This window comes from Paractinoplanes tereljensis (assembly GCF_016862435.1).
Lineage (GTDB): Bacteria > Actinomycetota > Actinomycetes > Mycobacteriales > Micromonosporaceae > Actinoplanes > Actinoplanes tereljensis.
This window is the reverse complement of sequence record NZ_BOMY01000021.1, coordinates 11859-29600: the sequence shown is the minus strand read 5'-3', so window position 1 is coordinate 29600 and position 17742 is coordinate 11859. Positions and strand designations below refer to the sequence as shown.

The following is a 17742-nucleotide window of genomic DNA, read 5'->3' as shown; positions in this document are numbered from 1 at the left end:
GCGGGAGGGAGTTTCGTTCACAGGCGTGGACTCCTTGACGTTCCGTGCACGCGGTGAAACTATCACCACGATGTTTACGTAAACATCACGTGGTTGAACTACTTGAAACAAAACCGCACATGCAGCCCTGAGCAGCATGTTTACGTAAACATTCGCACGGCCCGGTGCAAGATGTAAGAGGTGAAGAAGTGGCAGTTCCCCAGGTGGCAGCGCCCCCGGGCGTACGCGTGAAGCGCCGCGGCCGGTCATGGAAGGGCTGGCAGTTCGTCGGACCCTTCATGCTGGTGTTCGCATTTGTGTTCCTCGCGCCGATCGCGTACACGATCTACCTGAGCCTGTATCGCAACCAGCTCGTCGGCGGTAACTCGTTCGTCGGGCTGGACAACTACACGAAGGCTCTGCAGGACTCGCAGTTCTGGTCGGCGCTCGGCCGGGTCTCGCTGTTCCTGGTCGTCCAGGTGCCGATCATGCTGGCTCTGGCCCTGATCGTGGCGCTGGCGATCGACAGCGGCCGGCTCTACGGCAAGGCGTTCTTCCGAGTCTCGATCTTCCTGCCGTACGCGGTGCCCGCCGTCGTCGCCACGCTCATGTGGGGCTTCATGTACGGCAACCAGTTCGGCCTGGTCAAGAACATCAACGACTGGCTCGGTACGACGCTGGACCCGCTCGCCCCGAACATCGTGCTGGCCAGCATCGGCAACATCGTGACCTGGGAGTTCATCGGTTACAACATGCTCATTCTGTACTCGGCGCTGGCCACCGTGCCGACGTCTCTGTACGAGTCGGCGGAGATCGACGGCGCCAGCCAGATGAAGATCATTACGGCGATCAAGCTGCCCGCCATCCGCGGCGCCATCACCATCGCCACGATCTTCTCGGTGATCGGCAGCTTCCAGCTGTTCAACGAACCGAGCATCCTGCGGCCGCTCGCGAAGAACGCGATCACCACGTTCTTCACCCCGAACCTGTACGCCTCCTCGCTGACCTTCTCCGGTCAGCAGTACAACTACGCCGCCACCGTCGCGATCATCATGGCCCTGGTCACCATGGTCATCGCGTACGTCGTACAGCTGCGCGGAAGCAGGGACCGCTGATGAGCACCGCGTTGCGTACCCGTCCCGCCGCGGCGGACGTGCCGGTCGCGGTCAAGCGCCGGCGCCGCAAGAGCTACCTGCTCACCGGCCTGGTCGCGCTGTTCGCGATCTACAGCCTGGTGCCGATGGCGTGGCTGCTGATCAACGCGACCAAGACCCAGGACGGCCTGTTCACGTCGTTCGGGCTCTGGTTCGACGACGGCAAGTTCGCGCTGTTCTCCAACATCCACGACACCCTGACGTACCAGGACGGGGTGTTCGTCCGCTGGCTCGGCAACACCGTGCTGTACGTGGTGGTCGGCGCCGGCGGGGCGACGGTCCTGGCCACGCTGGCCGGGTACGGGCTGGCCAAGTTCGACTTCCCGGGCAAGCGCGGCGTCTTCGCGATCGTGATCGGCGCGGTCGCGGTCCCCGGCACGGCCCTCGCGGTCCCGACGTTCCTCATGTTCAGCAAGATGAACCTGACGAATACGCCGTGGGCCGTGATCATCCCGTCGCTGGTGACGCCGCTCGGCTTCTACCTGATGTGGACCTTCTCGGCCGAGGCCGTGCCGGACGAGATCCTCGAGGCGGCCCGGGTCGACGGGGCGGGGGAGTTCCGCACGTTCTTCAAGATCTCGCTGCCGCTGCTCGCTCCCGGCATCGTCACCGTGCTGCTGATCAGCACGGTCGCCACCTGGAACAACTACTTCCTTCCGCTGATCATGCTGAAGGACCCGGACTGGTACCCGATCACGCTCGGCCTCAACGCCTGGAACGCCCAGGCCGCGACCGCCGGTGGCCAGGCCGTTTTCAACCTCGTCATCACCGGATCGCTCCTCACGATCCTGCCGCTCATCGCGGCGTTCCTCCTCCTCCAGCGCTACTGGCAGTCAGGTCTGGCCGCCGGAAGCGTCAAAGAATGAAACCGGGAAAGGATCCCTCCCTGATGCGTAAGTTCCTGCCCATCGCAGCGGTTGCGCTGCTGTCGCTCGGCTTGGCCGCCTGTGGTGGTGGCGACGATTCGTCCGACTCGTCCTCGTCGTCCTCCGGCACCGTCTCCGACGCGGACGTCACCGCGGCCCTCGAAAAGGGCGGCGACCTGACCGTGTGGGCGTGGGAGCCCACGCTCAAGCAGGTCGTGACGAAATTTCAGGAGAAGTACCCGAACGTCAAGGTAAATCTGGTCAACGCCGGTACCGGCAACGACCAGTACACCGCCCTGCAGAACGCGATCGCGGCCGGCAAGGGTGTCCCGGACGTCGCCCAGATCGAGTACTACGCGCTGCCGCAGTTCGCCCTCGGCAAGTCGCTGACCTCGCTCGCCGGGTACGGCGCCGACGCCCTCAAGGCCGACTTCACCCCCGGCCCGTGGTCCTCGGTGACCAGCGGCGGCACCGTCTACGGCCTGCCGATGGACTCCGGCCCGATGGCGCTGTACTACAACAAAGAGGTCTTCGACAAGTACGGCATCGAGGTGCCGAAGACCTGGGACGAGTACCTGGACGCGGCCCGCAAGCTGCACAAGGCCGACCCGAAGGCGTACATCACCAACGACACCGGTGACGCCGGCCTGACCACCAGCCTGATCTGGCAGGCCGGTGGCAAGCCGTACACCGTCGACGGCACCAACGTCACGATCAACTTTGCCGACCAGGGCGCTACCGAGTTCACCAAGGTCTGGCAGCAGCTGATCACCGAGAAGCTGATCGCCCCGATCTCCAGCTGGAGCGACCAGTGGTTCCAGGGCATCGCCGGCGGCACCATCGCCACGGTCGCCACCGGCGCCTGGATGCCCGCGAACTTCACCTCGTCGGCCCCCGGCGGCTCCGGCAAGTGGCGCGCCGCCGAACTGCCGCAGTGGACCGCGGGCGGCACCGCCAGCGCCGAGAACGGCGGCAGCTCTCTCGCGATCATGGACAAGGGCACCAACAAGGAGCTGGCGTACGGCTTCATGAAGTACGCCAACGACGGTGACGGCGTGCAGATCCGCGTCGACAACGGTGCCTTCCCGGCCACCACCAAGCAGCTCAACGACCCCGCGTTCCTGAACACCGAGTTCAAGTACTTCGGCGGCCAGAAGGCCAACGAGATCTTCGCGAAGTCGGCGCAGAACGTGGTCACCGGCTGGTCCTACCTGCCGTTCCAGGTGTACTCGAACAGCATCTTCAACGACACCGTCGGCAAGGCGTACGTCTCCAGCACCACCCTGGCCGACGGCCTGAAGGCGTGGCAGGAGCAGTCCGCCAAGTACGGCACCGAGCAGGGCTTCACCGTCAAGTAGTGACACCCCTGGGGCCCGCGCGGTGGGCGCGCGGGCCCCGGGATTTTATGCAAGGAGATCGTGTGAGTTCCCCCCGATGGCTGCGTCGCGCCGGAGCCCCTCGCCTGGAGTTCGGTGCGGATTACAACCCCGACCAGTGGCCGCGTGCCGTGTGGGACGAGGACGTCCAGCACATGCGTACGGCCGGCGTGACCATCGTTTCGCTCGCGATCTTCTCGTGGGCCAAGCTCGAGCCGGCCGAAGGCGAATACGACTTCGCCTGGCTCGACGACGCCATCGACCTCCTGCACGCCAACGGCATCTCGGTGGACCTCGCGACCGCGACCGCGTCCCCGCCGCCGTGGCTGACCGCCGCCTACCCTGAGATCCTTCCGGTGGACCGCGAGGGGCACACGATCTGGCCCGGCGGCCGGCAGCAGTGGCGACCGACCTCGCCGATCTTCCGCGAGCACGCGCTGCGGCTGGTCCGGGCGCTGGCCGACCGGTACAAGGAGCACCCGGCCGTGGTGGCCTGGCACGTCTCCAACGAGCTCGGCTGCCACAACGTCTACGACTACTCCGACGACGCGGCCCGCGCCTTCCGGGTGTGGCTGCGCGACAAGTACGCGACCCTGGACGAGCTCAACGACGCCTGGGGCACCGCGTTCTGGTCGCAGCGCTACACCGCCTGGGACGAGATCATCCCGCCGCGGCTGGCCGCCACCCACCCCAACCCGGGGCAGCAGCTCGACTTCAAGCGGTTCTCCTCGGACGCGCTCCTGGCGTACCTGCGGGCCGAGAAGGAGATCCTCCGGGAGATCACCCCGGACATCCCGGTGACCACCAACTTCATGGTCATGGGCGAGACCAAGGGGATGGACTACGCGGCCTGGGCCGACGAGGTCGACTTCGTCTCCAACGACCACTACCGGCTGCCCGGCCCGCAGTCCGTGGACGAGCTGTCGTTCTCGGCCAACCTGACCGGCAACCTGGCCGGCGGGCAGCCGTGGTTCCTGATGGAGCACTCGACCAGCGCCGTCAACTGGCAGCCGGTCAACGTGCCGAAGAAGGACGGTGAGCTGGCCCGCGACTCGCTCACCCACGTCGCGCACGGGGCCGACGCGGTCTGCTTCTTCCAGTGGCGGCAGTCCCGGGCCGGCGCCGAGAAGTACCACTCGGCGATGCTGCCGCACGCCGGCGCCGACAGCGACCTGTTCCGCGCGGTCACCGCGCTCGGCGCGCAACTGGCAACGTTGTCAGAGCTGGCCGGCACCCCGCGCACCCGGGCCCGGGCCGCCATCCTGTTCGACTGGCCGTCCTGGTGGGCGTCGGAGCTGGACTCACACCCGACCGACCGGCTGCGCTACCGCCAGGAGGCCCTGGACTGGTACACCACATTCCTCAACCTGGGCGTACGGGCGGACGTGGTCCCGCTGGGCGCACCCCTCGAGGAGTACGACGTACTTGTCGCCCCGGTCCTGCACATCGTTCCCGCTGACCTGGCCAAGCGCCTCGACGCGTACGTGAGCGCCGGCGGCCACCTGGTCACCACGTACTTCAGCGGCATCGTCGACGAGCACGACCACGTGTGGCTGGGCGGCTACCCCGGCGCGCTGCGCGACCTGCTCGGCATCCGCATCGAGGAGTTCGCCCCGCTGCTGGACGGCGAGACGGCTCCGCTCTCCAACGGCACCACGGGAACGCTGTGGACCGACCGGATCGACCTGACCGACCCGGCTGTGGACGTTCTCGCGAGTTACGAGACCGGTGAATTGGCCGGCCGACCGGCAGTGACACGCCGCGCGGTTGGCAACGGCTCCGCCGCGTACGTTTCCTCTCGTCTTGGGCCCGAAGGGCTTGCTCCGGTGTTGACCACCCTGCTGGAGCGAGCCGGCGTGCCGAGCGATCTCCCGGCCGAGCTGCGCGGCAAAGTCGAACTCGCGCAGCGAGGAGACTTCCGTTTCGTGCTGAACCGCACCGACGAGCCGATCGACATCTCGGCCCTGGGAGCAACCGAGGCCACCCTTCCCGCCAGGGGAGTGGCCGTGATCCGCGCCTGACCGTTCCAGGCGTGGATCTCCGGCCCGGCGGCGTGCGGTCAGCGCCGCCGGGCCCTTTTGTGCAATGGTGGAGAGTGAGCCTCTCCCATAAAGACCTCTTCGAGCGGTACATCTACGCCGGCGCCATCACCCGCAACCCCGATGCCTACGCCGACCTGTTCACCCCGGACGGCGTCTACGAGGTGCCGCTGACCGGCCACCGCCTTTCCGGCCGCGAGGCGATCCGGGCTGGCATCGGCGTCTATCAGAGCGTTGTCGTGCCCGGCACGCTCAGCATGGAGAAGTCCCGCTACGTCCTGCACGAGACCGCCGACCCCGACGTGTTCATCGCCGAGATCGACACGGTCTTCGACAACCCGCACAGCACCATGTCGCTGGTCCAGATCTTCCGCCGCGACGGCGATCGGATCGCCCACCTCCGCGACTATTTCCGGCCCTAGGAGCGTGTCGTGCATTTTGTTCGCAGTGACCACGAGCCACCCAGCCCCGAGCAGATGCTGGAGTGGCAGCGCCGGATCTCGCCGCCGGAGAACGAGTTGCCGGCCGGGGCCGGGATCACCGCGCTGCTCAGCAAGACCGACGACACCGCGGTGGGGATCAGCCAGGTCGAGGTCTATTCGACCGGCTTCCGTTTCACGCTCGCGGTCCGGCTGCGGGTGCTCGGCCCGGAGGTGCCGCCCGGCAGCCTGTTCGCGCTGGTCGGCGGGCACGGCCACCCCGGCCTGCCGGTCGCGGCCGAGGACCGCCTGCTGTTCGGCATCGAGTACGCCGACGGCGCCCGGGCCTCCACCCTGGAGGATTTCCGGATGCTCGGCCCGGGCGTGCTCAGCCCGCTGACGCTGACCCGGCAGGGCGGCGGCAGCAGTGGCGACCTGAGCGCCAACCAGACCTTCTGGGTGTCCCCGCTGCCGCCGGCCGGCCCGGTGACGTTCGTCCTGGCCTGGCCGGCCTTCGGCATCACCGAGTCCCGCACCGAGGTCGACGGCGAGGCCATCCGTGCCGCCGCCGACCGCAGCACCCTGCTCTGGCCACCCCAGCCACCGGTCGAACCGACCCCGCCGCCGCCCCCGGTCCGCCCGGCCACCGGCTGGTTCGCGTCAGAGGACGGCGACGGCGTGTAGCAGGAAGTCGACCAGGTCTCGGGCGTGGTCCGGCGTGCGCTTCTCGGCCGGGGTGTTCAGGGCGTGCATCATCGCGCCGCCGACCAGCGTGTCCAGCAGCAGCGTCACCGACGTCTCCGGTGGTAACTCGCCGCGGTCGATGCCACGCCGGACGATCGCCCGGGCCGCTCGGGTCTGGGCCGTGCGCATCGCCGCGTAGTTCTCGGCTATGCCCGGGATCGTGCGGGCCTCCAGGTTGAGCCGCATCGCGGCGCGGCTGGCCGGGCCCAGGTAGAGGTCGATCATCTGGGTGGCCAGCTCGATCAGGTCGCCGTGCACGGTGCCGGTGTCGACGTCGCTGATTCGCACCAGGCCGGTGGTCAGCGCGTCGTTGAGCAGCGCTTCCTTGCTGCTCCACCGCAAATACAGTGAGGCCTTGCCGACGCCCGCGCGCCGGGCGACGGCCTCCATCGCGAAGCCGGCCCAGCCCAGTTCGCCGAACACGTCCAGGGCGGCCTGGCCGATCCGCCGGTCGACCTGCGGGTCCCGGGGCCGGCCCGGCCCGGTGCTAGTCATCGCGCTCAGACTACCGGCCGCGCGCTGGGGAAGCGCTTCCCGAGATTTCGCGCATGTTTCGGCATATGGCGTTGATTAAAACGGGGGAATGTTGAGAGAGCGCTTCCCGAGCCTCGATACTCCTGGCACTCCTGATCCCCGAATCCCCTAGGAGTGTCGATGCATTCATCCCCACGAATCCGCGTGCTTGCGGCCGCCGCCCTCACGGTGGCCGCCACGCTCGTCCTGGCGCCGGCGCGAGCCGACGCCGCCACCATCACCGTCCAGGCCGAGGCCTACGCCGCGCAGTCCGGCGCGCAGGTCGAGGGCACCGCCGACACCGGCGGCGGGCAGAACGTCGCCTACCTCGCCAACGGCGACTGGCTGCGTTACGACAACGTCGACCTCGGCGCGGCCGGCACGCTCACCGTCCAGGCCCGGGTGGCCTCGGCCACCGGCACCGGCAGCATCGAGCTGCGCACCGGCTCGGCGACCGGCCCGGTGCTGGCCACCTTCGCCATCGCCAACACCGGCGGCTGGCAGGTCTGGACCACCCAGACCACCAGCGTGGCCACCCACCCGACCGGCAGCCAGACGGTGTTCGCGCTGCTGCGCAATACCACCGGCGGCGACTTCGTCAACCTCAACTGGTTCTCGTTCGGCGACGGCGCGCCCAGCGGCGGAGCCGGCTGGATCCCGATCGACCAGGCCGCCTGGAACGCCCAGCTGGCCCAGTTCAACGCGCTGACCCCGAAGCCGGTGCCGGCCGGCGTGGTGCGGGTGCCGGAGTTCAACGCGAGCTGCGTCTACAGCCACTCACACACCGACGACCCGATCATCTTCCCCGGCATGCCCGGCGCGTCGCACATGCACACGTTCCTCGGCAACACCAAGACCGACGCGTACACCACGACCTCAACGTTGCTGGCCAACGCCGGCACGTCCTGCAAGCCGGCGCCGGACCTGTCGGCCTACTGGATTCCCACCCTCTACAACGGTGACCAGGCCATCGAGCCGAAGGACGTGGTCGTCTACTACGGCTCCCGGATCACCGACCCGAGCGTCACCAAGCCGTTCCCGCAGGGCTTCCGGATGATCGCCGGCGACGCCAAACTGCAGACGCCGACCCCGGACGGCTCGGTCAACGCGTTCTACTGCGCCGGCCCCGGCGGCCAGATCGGCCGCAGCGCGGATGGCAACTGGCCGATCTGCGCCTCCACCGCCGTACTCATGTTCCACCTGGTCTTCCAAGATTGCTGGGACGGCAAGAACCTGGACAGCCCCACCCACAAGGCCCACGTCGCCTACAGCTACGACGGCACCTGCAAGGGCGACTTCCCGGTCGCCATCCCGAACCTGTCCTTCCTGATCTCCTATCCCACAAGCGGTTCCGCGAACGGTTTCCGCCTGGCCTCGGGCCTGGCGTCGTCGATGCACGGCGACGCGTTCTTCGCCTGGGACAACCTGGCGCAGAGCCAGCGGGTCAAGAACTGCCTGGTCCAAAAAGCCAAATGCAACACCGAAGGCAACTTCTGACGTACGCCGTGCAGGCGCGCACCGCCGCCACGGTGCGCGCCCGGTCAGCGTGGCTCGCGAGCCAGGATCGACTCGACGGCCAGGGTGGCCCGCTCGACCGCGGCCAGGTCGGCGATCATGGTCTTGACCACGTCGTCGCCCGGCGCACCCGCCTCGATGCCGGCCCGGATCGTCTCGACCGCCCGGGCCCATCCCGTGCCGCCCTGCTCGGGGCTGTTCGCGAGCAGGAATTCGGCGATGCGATCAGCTGTCTCGTTGATCTCCTTACGCAGCTTGGCCTCCCGGGCCCGGGCCCGCTTCTCCCGGACCTCCTCGGTGACCTGACGGAACAGCAACGTGCCGAACTCCGCCACGGTGGGCACGATGTTGGCGACGACGTCGACGGTCTTGACCGACTTGGTGACCGCCTCGACGTGCTCCTTGTCGCCGAACTTGCCCTCGCCGGCGAAGTACTCGGCCAGCTTCTCGGCGTCGAATTCCTTCAGCCGGTCCAGCTCGGCCCGGGCCGTCTCGACCGGCATCCCGTGCTTGATCTTGAAGACCTCGCCGCTCAGCCGGCCGGCATGGGCGCTGCCGGTGGTGACGATGTCACCGAAGCGGCCCTTTCCGCCGCCACCGGCGGCACCGGTCTCGCCCAGATCGGCGACCCGGTGCAGGTATTTCCGGAAGGAGCCCGGGCCGGTCGTGGCGAGGGCGCCCTCGGTCGCGGCTTCCTCGGCGATCTCCCGCAACTCGCTGCCCGACCTGGTGAGCCACGCCTCGACACAGCCGCGCAATCGCTGGTCGATCGCCGTGAGCAGGTTGTCCACCGACGCGTAGGCCGTCGCGCTCTTGGCCGACGTCATCTCGTCCCGGATCGACCCGTGCAGATCCGACCGGGCCCGTGCGTCGAGCGCGTCCAGTCGACGCGCCAGCGCCACGGCCCGGCGGCGGTGCTCCTGCGCGTCGGACAGCTCAGCCTGCAGCCCGTTCGCCCGGGTTCGGGCCGCGGCGACGGCCCGCGTGCCGGTGCCGGTCCAGTAGCGGGCCGCGGCCGCCCGGCGTAGCTCGTCCTGTCGCGGCAGGCGGGTGGCGAGATCGGCGCGTAGCTCCTCGATGCCGTCCCAGCCGGCGCTGTCGCCGTAGTCGGCGGGCTGCGGCGCTGCCTTCTTGCCCACCCGGCCGTAGGGGTCGGCGCTGACCGTGTGCACCGCCGACCCGGTGATGTCCCGGGTGGCGAGCAGGGCGAGCAGCTCCGCGCGCTTGCGGCCGGCCAGCTCCCGATAGCCGTCCGGGTCGTACTCCGGGTCCTGCAGCGTGTCCAGCTGGGTGATCACGAAGAGCACCGAGGCCGGCGCGCGGCGGGCCGCCTCCCGGACGGTGGCCAGCAGGCGCGCGGTGTCGCCGCCGAGCAGCTTCGGCGAGACCACCACCAGAAGCACGTCGGCCTGCTCGGCGGTCAGGTGGGCCAGCTCGTCGGAGGCGTCCACGCCGCTGCGGGTGCCCGGCGTGTCGACGTAGACCAGGTCACCGGAGCGGATCGGGCGGCTCTCGTCGGTCTCCGGGTGCCCGGCCACCGTGAGCCAGCCCGGCACCTCGGTGCCGTCCGCCACCAGCAGGCGTTTCAGCAGGGTGGACTTGCCCGCGTCGTACGGGCCGTAGGCGGCCGTCCGCAAACCGGCCTCGGCCGTGTGTTCCGCCCAGCGGGCGTCCGCCTCGCCGTCGTCCAGTGCCGCCAGCGCGGTGCGGAGGTCGGCGAGCCAGCTCTCGATCAGGTCATCGACCATGACGGTTCTCCTCGGTGCCCAGCCGGTGCCGGGCGTCGGCGGCGATGTCGTCGCAGCGGCGGATGCGGTCGCGGACCGCGGCCGCCGGTTCCTCTTCGTTCTCGGCCTCGCGGGACAGCTGCTGCTGGGCCACCCCGAGCGCGCGCAGCACCGCGTCGAGCTCGGCCAGCGACGGATCGGTGGCCACGTAGGCCGCGGCGAGGGCCTGGGCGGTCGCGTCGACCTCCGCGCGCAGCTTGATCTCGGCCCGCGCCCGGGCCTCCTCCTCCTTCGCCTCGCGGATCAGCGAGTACACGTCCCAGAGCATCGTCACGCCCTGCAGCGCGACCGAGAACTTGGCCAGGCTGGAGGCCTTGGCCACCACGTCGGCCGTCGCCTTGGCGGCGCGGGCCGCGTTGATCCGGTCCGCGGCCTTGGCCAGGAAGCCGGTGGCACCGCGGACCACGTCCCGGACGTTGCGGCGGAAGCTCCGGCGGAGCACATCGGTGTTCGGCGAGTCCGGCCGGTCCGGGAAGGCCTGGGCGAACGACTCCCGGTCGACCAGGACCGACAGTCCCTTCCGAGCCTCCTTGCACCAGCCCTTGATCTGTTTGGCGCCGGTCTTCTGCCACCGGTTCACCAGGTCGATGAAGGCCTGGTCCTCGGCCAGGTTGTCCAGCCGCAGGGCCAGCCGCTCCTGGCCGCCCTCCGGCTGCGCGAACGCCTCCCGCACCAGGGCCATGGCGAAGTCGCTGAGCTGCCGCCCGAGCGCCGAGGAGCGCTCCTTGGCCATCGCCCGGCCGGTCTGCTCGCGGCGCTGCATCTCGATGATCAGCTGATCGATCTGCCGGGTGCGCTCGTCGATCGCGGCCAGCTCGGCGCTCAGCCCGGTCCGCCACCGCGCCACCCGGGTGAGGCCGCCGCCCAGGATCGCCACGTCCCCGGCGTTGACCCGCAGCCGTGCGGTGATGTCGGCGAGCGCCTCCCGCAACTCGTCGACGCCGTCCCAGTCCCGGAAGGCGTCATAGTCCGCCGGACGCCGCCCGCCGGACTGGAACGGATCCGCCGCGATGCAGAAGATCTGGTCGAGCGACACCGAGGGAGTGCCGAGCGCGGTGTGCAGCTCCTCCCGCTTGCGGTCGCAGAGCTTCGCGTACCCGTCGAGGTCGGCGACCGGGTCGGGGCACAGCTCGTCGGCCCGGTTGATCACGAACAGGGCCCGGCCGGCCTTCGCCGGCAGACCGACCTCGGGGTCGCCGGCCAGCACCGCGGTCAGGTCGGTCCGGTCGGCGCGCACCAGGTTGCCACCGAAGAGGTAGAGCACCCCGGCCGCGTCGGCCAGGGCGGCCCGGGCCACCTCGGTGTGCGCCGGGACCCCGCTGTGGAAGCCGGGCGTGTCGACCAGGATGAAGTCACCGCAGTCGTACTCGGCGACGACGGCGGTCGTCGGGTTGCCGCGGATCTTGAGGCTGTGCGGCACCGGAAGCCCGGCATCGACCAGGAGCCGGCGGATGAACGAGCTCTTGCCGGTGTCGTAGTCGCCGCACAGGACCACCCGGGGCTTGTCACCGGCGTCGAGCGTGGACAACTCGTCGAGGTATGGCCGGAAGCCCGGCTCGTGCCCGAGCACGTCGCGCGCCTGACCCAGCCACTCCTTCGCGCTGCCCGGACGCGGCACCGCGGTGATCGACTCGGTGAACGTGCGGAGCGTCCGCCGGAACTGGCGGAACACCCGGCGCGGGCGCGGAGCGGCCGGCCGGGCGGCGACGGTGACCACCACCTCGGGCCGTTCCTCGGCCTCGATCCACGACTCGCCGAGCCACAGATCAGCACCGATCAGGCCGGTGGTCTGCTCGTACCGCACCTCGGCGGCCCGCAGGATGTCGGTGGCCGTCCAGTCCTCGGTCTCGCCGCCGGGCCGGCTCTCGGCGCGCCAGGAGCTCTTCGTGTCGTCCACCGCGCGCCGGTGCGCCTGAATGGTCGCCCGCCGTGCGTTCACGGCGGCGACCGACCGGCGCAGGTGGACCGCGCGCGCGGCGGCCGGGGCCGCGGCGCCGGCCTGGCCGTTGGCGATCATCGCGTCGAACTGCCCCAGCAGGGCCTGCTCGAAGCCGTCGAGCGCGTCGTTGACCGCCTGCCGGGCGCCGAGCCGGGCGGCGTTCTGCGCCTCGGCCTTCTTGGCGGCGGCGTTGCGGCGCAGCAGCTTGCCGACCCAGCCGGCGACGAGGCTGACACCGGCGGCGACCAGTACGCCGGTGCCGATCGCCCAGCCGATCGGGCTGATCCCGATGGCGATGGCCACCGCGCCGGCCGCCACCCCGCCGTACTGGACGCCGTAACCCCACTTGCGCAAGTGCCGGCCGGCCCGGCCGTCGACCAGGTCGGTGGCCTTCTCGGCCAGCTTCACCTCGGCCCGCATGTCGGCGACGGCCAGGCCGAGTCCCTCGTCGAGGTACTTCGACAGGTCGGTGAGGACCTGCCGGCTTCGCTCCTCGGCCGCCCTGGAGTCGAAGACGCGGGCGACGAACTGCTCGCTCGTCCACTTCGTGCCGCTGCTGATCGCGGCGTCGACGGCCTCGTCGGCCTTGTGCAGCGCCGCGGTACGCAACGCGGTGGTGGCGCTCGCGATCACGTCCCGGGCGTACCGCTGCGCGGTGCCGGCCTCGACCACCTCGATCGGCCGGCCGTGCACGCCGCGCAGCTCGGCCAGGTGCGCGCGAAGGGTCGCGAGCTGCGGATTGCCGGCGGCCGGTTCACCCAGCTGGGTGAGGATCCGGCGCAGGCCGTCCTCGATCGGCTCGGCGGTCGCCTCGGCCGGTTCCTCGACCTGCTGGTAGAAGATCACATCGGCCCGGTCCAGCGCGCCGATCACCTGCTGGAACACCCGGCCCAGCCGCAGCTCGACCGCATCGGTCGCGATGGCCGTCTCGACCAGGCCGGTGAACGTGCCGAAGTTGGACCACTCCCACAACGTGCCGGCGTCGAGATCCGCACGCTGGCGGTGGATGGCGACCGCGTTCGGCCCGGCGTAGTCGTCGGAGGCACGGGCGGTGAAGGCGCGGTGCGAGTGCACCGCCACGATCGGCACCTCGCCCAGCCCGATCTCGGCCAGTCCGGCGGCGATATGCCCGGCGTGCTCGGCGACCGTCTCGGACAGGCGCAGGCGGGTCTCCGGATCGCCGACCCGGTTCGGCATCCGCCAGAGCGCGTTCTTGACGTTGAAGAGCGCCACCGCGGGCTTGCCGTAGGCCGCCACCCAGGACGCCACCTTGCCGAACTCGGTGTCCTGCTGGCCGAAGCTGTCGAAGCACAGCACGACCAGGTCGGCCTCGGCCACCGCGCCCTCGGCCAGCTCCTCCAGCTGCTCCCGCTCGACCGAGCGGCCCCAGCCGTCGACGCCCGGGGTGTCGTAGAGGCGGTAGCCGTCCAGGTCGATCTTCTCGACCTCGACGGTGTTGTCGCACTGCCCGTCGGAGATGGACCGGCCGTCGCCGCCGATCAGTGTCTCGATCGCGGTGCTCTTGCCGGCCATGGTGCGTCCGAACAGGACGATGTTGAAATGGTCGATCGACCCGCGGAGGACCTCGCGGGTCGCGAGCAACTCGTCGACGACCGCCTCGACGAGAACCCGGTCCAGCTTGGCTGATTCCCTCAGGTCGGGATAGTCGGCCGCGGCCTGCGGCCGGGGCATCTTGCGCAGTGTTCCGGACAGGTCGCCGAGCAGGTCGGAGAGCCAGACTGCGTACGGCCGGCTCTGCTCAACGGCGCGGCGGGTGGCCTCTCCCAGATCCATCGACGTCATCGAAAACCCTTCGAGGAGTGACCGCGTAGGGGCCTTTCATCGGCCTCGGTGTGATGCACGGCGCGACCGCCGGGCATGCATGAACATCAACTTGAGCTGGCATGTCCGAAAGGCGACAACAGCCGATGGCGGCCCGTCCTTCATCGTCCGCGTACTCCGGTCCGGGCTTCAATGTGTTGCCTGTTGCCGATCAGCGCAGGCGGTTGATCTGCGTCCTGGTCTCGGCCGCCCGCTGGTTCCGCGGCCACCGGCGTAGCACCCGGGAGAGCCGGCGCAGCTGGCAGCGGGTGGTGGCCGAGTCCAGCACCCGCGCGTCGGCCAGCAGGAGATCGGCCTGGGCACAGGCCGAGTCGAGGTCACCGCGCAGGGCCTGCGCCACGGCGAGGCGGGCCCGCAGCAGCGTGCGCGCCCGCCGCGCATCGCCGGGCACGGTGGACAGCACCGCGGTGATCTTCTCGGTCGCGGCATCCGGCCGGCCGAGATCGACTTCGCACCACGCGGCGACCATCGCGTGCAGGTCCGGCACCGACGACGAGCCGAACAGATCGTTTCGATGCCGCCCGGCGGGGGAGCGCCCGGCCCACCGCTCCGACGACCGGGCCAGCGCCGCCTCGCACCGGGCGCGGTTGCCGAGCAGCGCGTGCCCGGCCGCCTCCCGCTGGGCGGCCAGCGCACCGATCCGCGGGTTGATCCCGGCGATCTCCTGCGCCTGCGCGGCCAGGGCGATGACCCGGTCGGGACGGTTCCGGTAGAGCGCCAGCTCGGCCCGGCGGACCAGGGCGTACGCCGCCATGTCGGACCGGCCGGTCGGTGAGTTCAGCTGCACCGCGCGGGTCGTCCACTCCAGCGCACCGGCCGGATCGCCGTCCTCCTGCAGCATCCAGCCCACGAACTCGGCATGATGCGCGGCCAGCTCGAACAGCTCGTCGCGGACCGGGCCGTGCGACTGCGCGGCGAGGTCGGTGACGATGCGGGTCTGCACCTTCGCGACCGGGATCACCAGGGCCGGCGCCGTCTGCCGGCCGGTCGCGCGCAATTGGCGGAACGTCTGTCGCAGGGCGTGACGGCTCGCCGGATCGTCGGCTATGGTCCCTCCGGCGGCGAACGAGGCCTCGCCGGCGCCGGCCTCCGGTCGTGGCCCGGGTGCCGGCTCGTCCCGTACCAGGGCGGCCAGCGCACCGCCGGCCGCGAGCGCCTCGTCGCAGAGCCGGGCCAGGTCCGGGCCGGCGTGGCTCAGGCCGTTCTCCACCCGGCTCAGATGTGACGCGGCGTAATGCACAAGTGTTGCCAGCCCGCGCAGGGACACCCCCGCGGCCACCCGGCGGCGCTGGAGCTCCACCCCGAAGTCGTCCGTCCTGGACATGGATCGACGCTAACCGGTCCCGTCCACCCCCGACCACGCGCAGGGAGACCGCCGATGACCGATTCGGACTCCGCCCGCCGGCCGATCTACCGGTTCCCACTGACCGGTGCGGCCGAGACGCTCGACGACCTGGTGGGCACCGCGCCCCGCCCGCGCCCGCGGATCGAGGCCGCGGCCAAGCGGGCCGGTTCGCTGCGGCTGCGCCGGGCCGCCCTCTGGTCCGCGGTGCGGGAACTGCAGGACCGGCCGCGCACCGCCGGTTACCCACCGCGGATCTTCGTCTCCTACCGCTGGGAGGACGAGGCGGTCCAGCAGTGGTGCCGGCGTCTCACCGCGCATCTGCGCGACCGCGGCTACGAGGTGCTGCTGGACCTGGAGAACCTCGAGGAGGACCTCGGGCCGGCCGGGGTCAACATCGCCGGTTACGTGGCCCGGCTGGTCGACGTCCAGGCGGTCCTGCGCATCATCACCCGCCCGTACGTGGACGGCCTGGCCCGGGAGTGGCTGCTGGCCGAGGACCAGCTGATGAAGCTGATGGCGGAGACCGGATGCGCCATCGGCCACGTGCTGCTGCGGGACGGCACCGAGCCGCCGGACTGGGGCCGGCACGGCACGGTGGACCTGCGGGACGCGCCGGAGGACTTCACCCGGCTGGACGCGATCCTGGCGCCGTACCGTGGCCTTGCCCTGCCCGCCGCGGCCGAGGAGGACCTGGTCGAGCTGCTCATCCGGAGCCGGGATCTGCTCGCCGCCGAGCGCCCGGCCGAGGTCGCCGGCCTGCTCGCCCGCCGCCCCGACCTGGCCGGCACGTTCGAGGTGCGGCAGACGCTCGCCCACGCCTGGCTGGCCCAGGGCCGGCTCCGGGAGGCCGCCGAGGTGGCCCTCTCGATCGAGGGGTTGCCCGGGCGGCCCACGGTGGAGACCACCGTCGACGTCGCGCTGATCCTGGAGGAGGCCGGACTGCCGCACGACGCGCTGCGGCTGATCACCAAGGTGATTCTGCTGCCGACCGCGCTGCAGCCGCGGATCCGGCGGGTGGCCGGGAGCCTGCTCGAGGATCTGGGCGCACCGGACGCGGCGCTGCGCCAGCTGCGCTGGGCGTTGGGTCAGCCGGAGACCGCCAAGGACCCGAAGCTCGGCTCCGACCTGCACAACATGATCGGCCACGTGCTGCTGTTCGCGCTCGGCGACGCGACGGCGGCGTTGCCGCACTTCGCCGCCGGTGCCGCCCTCGACCCGGACAACCAGCACCTGGTCACCAACCAGCTGGTCGGCCTGATGACCGCCGGCCACACCGGCGAGGCACGCCGGCTCGCCGCCGGCTGGCAGCGCAGGCCGGGCCTGATCCCGCCGCTGCACCGCATCGTCGAGGCGATCGAGCAGGGCGTCGACGTCCGGGCGCCGTCGGTCCGCACCGGACCGCGGGCGGCGACCCACGTGTGCACCGACTGTGGCGCGGCCTACCGGCTTGATCCGGGCACGGTCCTGTGCGCCGTGTGCGCGGCCACCTCCACCGCGGCCCGGAAGTGTCCGTACTGTGCCTCGTCCCGCTGGTCGTTGGCGGGCTGCCCGACCTGTCACCAGGGGGAGATCGTCCGCCGGCCCGGCGCCCAGCTGTGGTGACCGGGCGCCGGTGCGTCAGCCGGCGGCCAGCTCGGTGCGCATCGCGTCCAGTCCGGTTCGGACGATCTCGAAGAGCTCGCGATCGTCGTCGTGGTCGAGCCACTCCTCGAGGGACACCCGCAGCAGACTCACGGCGGTGTCGGCCAGCAGTGCCGCCCGCATCGCCGCGATGCCCCGGGCGGTGAAGCCGGCCCGGATCGCCGCACTCATGTCGGCCCATTTCTGCAGGTCACGCTCGCGCAGCCCGGAATCGGAGCGAACGATCTCGCGCCGTACGCGTAGGTCTTCCCGCCGCCCCTCGAACCGGGTGGCCACGACGGTCCGCAGGCCTTCCATGATCAGCGCGAGCGGCGGCAGGCCGGCCGGGGCGTCCGCGATGAGCCGGGTGGCGAGGCCGGAGGCATCGGCCCCGGCGTAGAGCACTTCGCGCTTGTCGGCGAAATGCCGGTGGAAGGTGCGTGTGGTGAGGCCGGCCCGTGCGGTGATCTCCGGAACCGTGGTGGCGGCGAACCCCTGCTCCTGGAACAGCTCGATGGCCGCGCGCTCGAGGCGCTCCCGCGCGTCGGTCGGCCATCTGCTCACGGTCCCAGATTACCCGATGACATGGCATGTCATCACGCGC

General features: G+C 70.6%; 13 protein-coding genes. 8 read left to right on the top strand and 5 right to left on the bottom strand.

The genetic code is table 11. The features are described from left to right. Window positions 1-188: 188 nt before the first annotated feature. The 6 genes from Ate02nite_RS14495 (at window position 189) to Ate02nite_RS14470 (ending at window position 6517) form a co-directional block, all read left to right on the top strand. Complete coding sequence (locus tag Ate02nite_RS14495) at window positions 189-1094, top strand: carbohydrate ABC transporter permease (protein WP_354262369.1); 906 nt, start codon at window positions 189-191, stop codon at window positions 1092-1094. Next, window positions 1094-1999, top strand: coding sequence for a carbohydrate ABC transporter permease (locus tag Ate02nite_RS14490; RefSeq protein ID WP_203805556.1), 906 nt, complete (start codon window positions 1094-1096; stop codon window positions 1997-1999). Before Ate02nite_RS14495 ends, Ate02nite_RS14490 begins: the two co-directional genes overlap by 1 nt. Window positions 2000-2022: 23 nt before the next feature. Further along, entirely contained in the window at window positions 2023-3357 is a 1335-nt protein-coding gene (locus Ate02nite_RS14485; protein WP_203805554.1) for an ABC transporter substrate-binding protein, read from the top strand. A 62-nt stretch (window positions 3358-3419) separates the two neighbouring features. Then, the gene (locus Ate02nite_RS14480) at window positions 3420-5396 is read left to right on the top strand and encodes a beta-galactosidase (protein WP_239147410.1); all 1977 of its coding nucleotides are present in this window, start codon (window positions 3420-3422) and stop codon (window positions 5394-5396) included. Between the two features lie 74 nt (window positions 5397-5470). Then, a complete protein-coding gene (locus Ate02nite_RS14475; RefSeq protein WP_203805550.1) occupies window positions 5471-5836 on the top strand; it encodes a nuclear transport factor 2 family protein in 366 nt (121 codons plus the stop codon). Between the two features lie 9 nt (window positions 5837-5845). Next, a complete protein-coding gene (locus tag Ate02nite_RS14470) occupies window positions 5846-6517 on the top strand; it encodes a hypothetical protein (protein WP_203805548.1) in 672 nt (223 codons plus the stop codon). Here the strand turns inward: Ate02nite_RS14470 and Ate02nite_RS14465 are convergent. Further along, complete coding sequence (locus Ate02nite_RS14465) at window positions 6494-7072, bottom strand: TetR/AcrR family transcriptional regulator (protein WP_203805546.1); 579 nt, start codon at window positions 7070-7072, stop codon at window positions 6494-6496. The two genes, Ate02nite_RS14470 and Ate02nite_RS14465, sit on opposite strands and share 24 nt — an antisense overlap. Window positions 7073-7231: 159 nt before the next feature. Here Ate02nite_RS14465 and Ate02nite_RS14460 point away from each other — a divergent pair, with 159 nt between their 5' ends. Next, on the top strand, window positions 7232-8587 hold the full coding sequence (locus Ate02nite_RS14460) for a DUF1996 domain-containing protein (protein WP_203805544.1): 1356 nt from the start codon (window positions 7232-7234) through the stop codon (window positions 8585-8587). A 44-nt stretch (window positions 8588-8631) separates the two neighbouring features. Here the strand turns inward: Ate02nite_RS14460 and Ate02nite_RS14455 are convergent, their stop codons facing one another. From Ate02nite_RS14455 to Ate02nite_RS14445, 3 genes are all read right to left on the bottom strand, one after another. Then, window positions 8632-10353 (bottom strand): GTPase, encoded by a 1722-nt coding sequence (locus tag Ate02nite_RS14455; protein ID WP_203805541.1) that lies wholly within the window; start codon window positions 10351-10353, stop codon window positions 8632-8634. Continuing rightward, on the bottom strand, window positions 10343-14125 hold the full coding sequence (locus tag Ate02nite_RS14450; protein ID WP_203805539.1) for a GTPase: 3783 nt from the start codon (window positions 14123-14125) through the stop codon (window positions 10343-10345). Before Ate02nite_RS14450 ends, Ate02nite_RS14455 begins: the two co-directional genes overlap by 11 nt. Window positions 14126-14324: 199 nt before the next feature. Continuing rightward, entirely contained in the window at window positions 14325-15497 is a 1173-nt protein-coding gene (locus Ate02nite_RS14445; RefSeq protein ID WP_203805537.1) for a helix-turn-helix domain-containing protein, read from the bottom strand. A gap of 54 nt (window positions 15498-15551) precedes the next feature. Between Ate02nite_RS14445 and Ate02nite_RS14440 the strand changes: the two genes are divergently transcribed. After that, window positions 15552-17120, top strand: a complete 1569-nt coding sequence (locus Ate02nite_RS14440; protein WP_203805535.1) for a toll/interleukin-1 receptor domain-containing protein — start codon at window positions 15552-15554, stop codon at window positions 17118-17120. Between the two features lie 15 nt (window positions 17121-17135). On the opposite strand, the gene Ate02nite_RS14435 is transcribed toward Ate02nite_RS14440, so the two are convergent. Continuing rightward, on the bottom strand, window positions 17136-17702 hold the full coding sequence (locus tag Ate02nite_RS14435; RefSeq protein ID WP_203805534.1) for a TetR/AcrR family transcriptional regulator: 567 nt from the start codon (window positions 17700-17702) through the stop codon (window positions 17136-17138). Window positions 17703-17742: the final 40 nt, after the last annotated feature.